The organism is Cryobacterium inferilacus, from assembly GCF_019599185.1.
Taxonomy (GTDB): Bacteria; Actinomycetota; Actinomycetes; order Actinomycetales; family Microbacteriaceae; genus Cryobacterium; species Cryobacterium inferilacus.
On record NZ_JAIEUL010000041.1, the window covers coordinates 1 to 5102 of the forward strand.

Annotated in this window: 7 protein-coding genes; 4 read left to right on the forward strand and 3 right to left on the reverse strand. The window is 59.5% G+C overall.

The features are described 5' to 3' along the window. Positions 1-236: 236 nt before the first annotated feature. The gene (locus tag K2F54_RS18695; RefSeq protein WP_220607368.1) at positions 237-491 is read right to left on the reverse strand and encodes a hypothetical protein; all 255 of its coding nucleotides are present in this window, start codon (positions 489-491) and stop codon (positions 237-239) included. A 395-nt stretch (positions 492-886) separates the two neighbouring features. Between K2F54_RS18695 and K2F54_RS18700 the strand changes: the two genes are divergently transcribed. Beyond that, the gene (locus K2F54_RS18700; RefSeq protein WP_220607369.1) at positions 887-1075 is read left to right on the forward strand and encodes a hypothetical protein; all 189 of its coding nucleotides are present in this window, start codon (positions 887-889) and stop codon (positions 1073-1075) included. Positions 1076-1339: 264 nt separating this feature from the next. Here K2F54_RS18700 and K2F54_RS18705 read toward each other — a convergent pair whose 3' ends face one another. Beyond that, positions 1340-2134 carry an alpha/beta fold hydrolase gene (locus K2F54_RS18705; protein ID WP_220607370.1) on the reverse strand — a complete coding sequence of 265 codons (795 nt, stop codon included), beginning with the start codon at positions 2132-2134 and terminating at the stop codon, positions 1340-1342. A gap of 161 nt (positions 2135-2295) precedes the next feature. On the opposite strand from K2F54_RS18705, the gene K2F54_RS18710 reads away from it, so the two are divergent. Next, entirely contained in the window at positions 2296-2961 is a 666-nt protein-coding gene (locus K2F54_RS18710; protein ID WP_220607371.1) for a hypothetical protein, read from the forward strand. Between the two features lie 211 nt (positions 2962-3172). Here the strand turns inward: K2F54_RS18710 and K2F54_RS18715 are convergent, their stop codons facing one another. Continuing rightward, entirely contained in the window at positions 3173-3697 is a 525-nt protein-coding gene (locus K2F54_RS18715) for a hypothetical protein (protein ID WP_220607372.1), read from the reverse strand. 313 nt (positions 3698-4010) lie between these two features. Here K2F54_RS18715 and K2F54_RS18720 point away from each other — a divergent pair, with 313 nt between their 5' ends. Beyond that, the gene (locus K2F54_RS18720) at positions 4011-4496 is read left to right on the forward strand and encodes a hypothetical protein (RefSeq protein ID WP_220607373.1); all 486 of its coding nucleotides are present in this window, start codon (positions 4011-4013) and stop codon (positions 4494-4496) included. Between the two features lie 105 nt (positions 4497-4601). Continuing rightward, positions 4602-4940 (forward strand): hypothetical protein, encoded by a 339-nt coding sequence (locus K2F54_RS18725; RefSeq protein ID WP_220607374.1) that lies wholly within the window; start codon positions 4602-4604, stop codon positions 4938-4940. The last annotated feature ends 162 nt before the right edge of the window (positions 4941-5102 follow it).

A 5102-nucleotide genomic window follows, 5' to 3' on the forward strand; every position in this document is an offset into this window, starting at 1 on the left:
GTAGTTCGCTAGCGCTCGCAATCCCACTGTGGCCGTCATACGTGGTTGTCTCATAACCGTACGGATGCGAGACAGGTGAGGATGCGAGACAAATCAACTGCCGCTCGTCGTTTGAAAGGTGAGTTCCCGCGTCTCAAAACCCATGGGTTATGAGGCGGGGAGGTTACAAGGCACTGCCGAGGCGCCCCTCCCGGCACCGAGAACCGCTGCCGATCAACGGCGGACTCTGGATCTAGTTAGTTTCTGATCGCGTGGGCAGCGAGGAATGTCGCGGTTTTCAAGGTCATCTCGGGTTTGGCCCGCCGGAGGATGGAGATCGCGGCGACGTTGCTCTCAGACGGACTGTCTCGAAGGACTCCACGCGCCCACGCCAAAGCCGGTGCAGGTGGCTGACCACCTTCCGGTACTTCGCCTCCGAAAAGTGCGACGAGCCGCACGCGCGGATCAACCTTGTCGCCAAAGATTTTGGCTGCATGAATCGATTGCGTCATGCTTGTCTCCTCTTGTTCGATTGAACGGGATTGCAACGGGTGGAAGTAATCTGACGTCCACCCCGTCGGCAAGTAATGTGTCCCGGATGCCCACGCTACGCAGGTTGAGTCAAGAAGACCTCCGCCCAGCGGTGGAGATTACCCGGAGCTAAAGATCACGAAGCGTCTCGCTACCCCAAGGCAGACGCGCATAGTCGCGGTGTCCTCCAACCAGGTTGTCTCGAAACCCTACCGATGGGAGACGGGTCAGGATGAGAGACAGGCAACCGACACCCGACTACTCCTATGCCGGCGAAGTAGACCTTGTGGGATCTCATGTTGACAGTTACTTTCCTCAGCAACCGGGTCATCAGATCCACTTCCGCCGTGGCGGTCGCGTTGCTTGGAGCGCTCTAGTGAAAAAGGACTACACGGACCGTGCGACGCCAACAATGCTGCTCGGCGGACTCTTCGTCGTCCTGGGCACGCTGGGGATCTTTCTCACGGATGGGAAGCTCGTCAGTGTCCTATTCATCCTGTTTGGCCTCGGCGCATTCTGGATGGGGTATCGCCTCAAAATTCGACGCAAGAACAGCGGCATCTAGTCCTGCAGAGTTGTCCTCGTTGCGACCGTCGGTGCTTGTGCCGTTCGACATGGCGACGCCCCGGCCGTCGTTGCCCGACGCATGACTAGCTTCTTGTCTCGAAACCCTACGGATGCGAGACAGGTGAGGATGCGAGACAAATCAACTGCCGCTCGTCGTTTGAAAGGTGAGTTCCCGCGTCTCAAAACCCATGAGATATGAGACACGTAAGATACGCGACGCTGTCGTCTGTAGTCGCCCCCGGCCAGGGGAGCGCAGGAATCCTTAGTGTGCGTTGATGAAGTCGCGCAGCGCGACGATCCATTGGTCGAATGCATCAAGGTGTGCATCGTGCAAGGCATCGGCAAGGTCCACACGCAAGACGTTCGCGCCGCGTGACACAAAGGTGCTTTTCTGCTCTTCCGTGAACATGCCCTGGTCGGCGTAAACGACGAGTGTCGGCGCGGCCACCGCTTGCCATTCCTTCCAGCGTGGGACCGCTACCGCGGAAATGGCTGCGACCATGACGTCGGGGTCGAAGCGTGGGTAGAAACCGTCCTGACGTTCCTGCAGATCTGCCGCCCATGCTTGAGCAAGGGGACCAACACCCAGTGCTGAGGAAGCCGATTCACGAGTTGTGAAAGGCACCTCCCACGAGCGGAAGAAGTCGCCTAATGCAGCGTGGTCTTCGGGGAATCCTCCGCCCTCGTTCGCTTCCAAGAGCACCAGGCGGCGCACCAAGTCTGGATGAGCGGACGCGACGAGCATCGCGGTATGCGCTCCCATTGACTGACCTACGAGGTCGACGGCATCGGACTGTTCCGCCTTGATGACTCGGACTACATCATCAACGAACGCCTCTCGGGAGGTGTCCGCAGGGAGTTGCGTGCTGAGCCCGTGGCCGCGCTGATCAATCAGAACGATCTTCCGACCCCACAGCGCGCGCGCCGTTGGTACGAATTCCCGACTGCTCCCGGCGAGGCCATGCAAAATCACAACGGCGGGGTTAGTCCCGTCGAAAACCGAGTAGGAGATGTGTACGCCGTCATTCGCCGAAACTGTTCGGATCACGGCTTCCATGTGCCGAGTCTACGGATGGCGACGTGCCCGTGTCTTCTATCCCATGGGATATGAGGCTCTTGGGTTGTGAGACTCGACGGCTGAGATAGACCAGGGTCGTTCGCGGAGCGATCTGCAGCAGAACCGGCGTGGTGGGAGGACGCCTTGACTAGATTGGGCCCATGCACTTCGCAGACCGTGAACCGATGGACATTCCGCCGCCGCCGACCGTCGACACCGCAGCCGAGATGTTTGGGGCGCCGGTGATCGGCTTTCTTGCCCAACCGTCCCTTTCTGAACTTGGCGTAGGCACTGTTGGCTCCTCCACAAACGGAGGTCAAGCTACCCCGGAATCGGTGGCTATCAGCTACACCTTGTGGAAGAACCCCAAGGATCATGACGATCCCGCCAACCTTGCGGACCTTGGAGAGGAGAGCTCACTCAAGCAGGAGCCGAGCAATCCGCTGCCGAAATGGATGCTGGAATTCCGAAAGCTGGCGCGGTACCCATCCTTGTGGGAGGCCGTGACAACTACGAGGGTCCTCGACGTGGAATGGCAAACACCCGAGTCGGTTCTAGTCGCGCACACAAACCACATTCTGATGAATACGTTCCGCGAGCAACGGGTCGAGGGCGGGTTCCCCGGGACTCTAGATTCGCCCGTGACCGAGCGTCACGTCGAGCGCGTGAGCTTTCCGCTGGACGGCGTCAACGTACCCGGCCTGCGCATCGACTCCGATCCACACGTCTACTCGGTAGGAGCAGATCTCGGCGACCGGATAGTCACTGCGGTGGTGGCGCGCGACTACCTTCCGTACATCACTCTCGCCTTCCAGACTCGAGCGTGACACCACACCCCTGGCGGCCTGGCTGCACCGGGGGTTTCGGTACAACGCGCTAAGCGGGCTCCTCCTGTTTCACAACCCTACGGATGCGAGGCGCGTCCGGATACGAGACAAGTCAGCTGCGGTTGTCGCGTGAGCGGGCGATCTTTGACGTCTGATAGCCCGTGGGTTAGGAGGCGTCTCATGGTGCGTACGAGATGCGGGGCTAGGAGAGTTACTGCGGATCGACCTGAGCCAGCACTCTTTGGATGAGGTCGGCGCGGATTCCCTCTGCATTCAGCAATGCGCCGCTCGCGTTTGTAGATGTGCGCAAGCGGGACTGCGGGGGAGGTGTGCGGAGGATCACGGCGATCGTATCGAGTGGAGGTTCGTAGGAGATGAAAGTACCGGCCCGGACACCTTCCTGCTGCCAGCTGGCGAAATCACCGCTGAATGCACCGCTGGTTGGTAGGACTAGCTGGTCGCTCGCGCCAGGAGAGTCTGCGAACGCGCGAGAGGCAAGGGCGAACACGCCGTGCACGTGGGGTGAGACAACGTTCTTCAGCGGTGCCACAGGGTCCTCGAGCAGATCGATCCAAAGACGCACCTGCTCTTCGGGCGGCTGCCCGTCGATATAGGTGCGGTGGATGTCGAGGCAGTCCGCGAGGTACTCCTCGCGGGACGCGAACGGAGGGTTACGGTTCGAACCCATCCGGGCGAACGCCTTTGCGACCGCACTCTGCATGCCTTGATCGATCACGCGCGTCCCCCTAACTCCGCCCCACCGTATACGAACGAACCCAACGACGTCGACCCAAGCTAGCTCAGATGTCTTTTATCTCTACCGATGCAAGACAGGTCCAGATACGAGACAAGTCAGCTGCCGTTCGGCTCGTGAGCGAGCGATCCTCGATGTCTCGTATCCCATGGGATATGAGTCACTCAGGTTGCGAAACACCTCACTTCGAGAGTTACGGGGTCGAGGGGCTTGCTAACGACGCACGTTCAGGTGAATCCTGAGCCACTGACACTCGACGTGTTGGGAAGCACATCACCGACGAAGGCGGCCAGAAATGATTCTCTTGAGCCCCACCGATCCATCCATCCCGATAGCTTGGGACGCGGGTTCGACGCCCGGCACGGACATCTCAATACGTGTCGGAGCGGACGTCGGGCCGTCTGCTTTCATCATTCGCACTATGGAGCGCACCGGTCAGCGGATGAACGAAGCTGGGCAGGTCACAGGCGTCGTCGATGACGCACGAACTATGGCGGAGCTGGCCGTTAGGGAAGCCCTTCTTGTCATGCTTGACCAGACCTACTCGCGAGACTCGCTGGCCATCCGAATGGAAGAGATTGCCGAGGAGGCCCGTGTCGTGGACTGGTCGGAGTGGGAGTTCACTCAGATCGTTGTCGATGGAGTCGGCTTCGCTCTTCGAGTCCGGAACCAGCAGCCGTCAGGTTTCGTAGCCATCGCCGACTTGGGTACCGTCGTGGTCACCATGCGCGGGAAGGAACTGCCGACTGACCGCCGGTTCACTCTTCATCGCCGCCTGTAGAGTCTCACAACCAATGGGATTCAAGACACTTCAGGTTTCGATACACCGCGCACATCAGTTACGAAAGCCCCGCCTCAGCGGGACGTCGTTCCAATAATCCTGGCAGTGACTGTTCTTCTGCTTGCCAATCCAAGAGATCAATGCGACCGTGTTGAATCGGGTCACTCGGGGGAGAAGAACATGAAGCGTTGGATAGCAGCGGCAGCCGGCCTGCTCGGGTTGAGCATTCTCACGCTCGTTGGCGTTGTTGCCTACGTCAATATTGGTAGATCGCGCGGCGAGCAATGGAGCAGCCTGGACGGCCCTGAAGCAGTCTGGCCGGCAGTGGTCGGATTTACTGCGTTGTGGGCGATCCCTATCAGCGCAATAGTTCTTCTCGGGCTCGTCCTCGCCGCCATCGTGCGTGCCTACCGGCCTCGGGCTGGCTCTAAGAAAAGCGCTTGACGTCGACTGTCGTATTCACTTTTCCCGCTCGCACCCAAAGCTGCAGAATGGCGTCTTGGCACGTCAGGACACAAATCAACTCTCATATCCCATGGCTTATGAGACATGTCGGTTGGGAGACACTGCACTTCATGTGCGGCGCGTGCGACTTCGGCAGCAATC

Bases quoted from the DNA above. Each gene is read 5' to 3' on its own strand.
- K2F54_RS18695 (WP_220607368.1), bottom strand. From the start codon at position 491: ATGACGCAATCGATTCATGCAGCCAAAATCTTTGGCGACAAGGTTGAT.
- K2F54_RS18705 (WP_220607370.1), bottom strand. From the start codon at position 2,134: ATGGAAGCCGTGATCCGAACAGTTTCGGCGAATGACGGCGTACACATC.
- K2F54_RS18710 (WP_220607371.1), top strand. From the start codon at position 2,296: ATGCACTTCGCAGACCGTGAACCGATGGACATTCCGCCGCCGCCGACC.
- K2F54_RS18720 (WP_220607373.1), top strand. From the start codon at position 4,011: ATGATTCTCTTGAGCCCCACCGATCCATCCATCCCGATAGCTTGGGAC.